Source organism: Dietzia sp. DQ11-44, from assembly GCF_014145205.1.
Classification (GTDB): Bacteria; Actinomycetota; Actinomycetes; order Mycobacteriales; family Mycobacteriaceae; genus Dietzia; species Dietzia natronolimnaea.
In genome coordinates, this window is record NZ_JAALEC010000211.1 from 1 (window position 1) to 681 (window position 681).

At 64.5% G+C, this 681-nt stretch carries 1 protein-coding gene; it reads left to right on the forward strand.

Annotation, left to right across the window (positions count from 1 at the left end; all coding sequences use genetic code 11):
* On the forward strand, positions 1–681 hold a 681-nt coding region (locus tag G6018_RS06285; RefSeq protein WP_182639186.1), incomplete at both ends, for an NAD(P)/FAD-dependent oxidoreductase.

Consider the following 681-nt stretch of genomic DNA (forward strand, 5'->3'; position numbering starts at 1 on the left):
GGCGAGCCTACGGCAGGACGGGTGGAGCGGTGAGATCGTCCTCATCGGCGAGGAGCCCACGGTGCCCTACCAGCGCCCGCCACTGTCGAAGGCGTATCTCGCCGGGAAAACCACCCTCGACGAGATCACCATCCGCAGTTCGGACTTCTACTCCAAGCAGCGAATCCAGCTTCTCAACGCGCACGTGGAGGCGATCGACCGCTCGGCTGGGCACATCGTTATGAGCACCGGCGACACACTGACATACGACAAGCTCGCGCTGTGCACGGGAGCCCGCCCTCGTCAGCTCCGCGTTCCTGGGGCCGAGCTCGCCGGGGTCCATTACCTTCGTACCGCCGCAGACGTCGAGTTGATCCGCACGTCCGCCGCCCCCGGGCGGCGGGTGGTGATCGTCGGGGGCGGCTACATCGGACTTGAGACGGCCGCCTCACTACGGGCACTGGGCCTGGAAGTCACCGTGCTCGAGGCGACCACTCGCGTCCTCGAGCGGGTCACTGCTCCCGACGTCTCGACGTTCTTCGAGCGGATCCACCGAGAGGAGGGCATCGATATCCGGACGTGCGCCAAAGTCGCAGCATTAGTCGGAGACGATTGCGTCCGCGAGGTCACACTATCTACTGGCGAGTCGATTCCGACTGATCTGGTCATCGTGGGTATCGGTGTTGAACCGAGAACAGAACT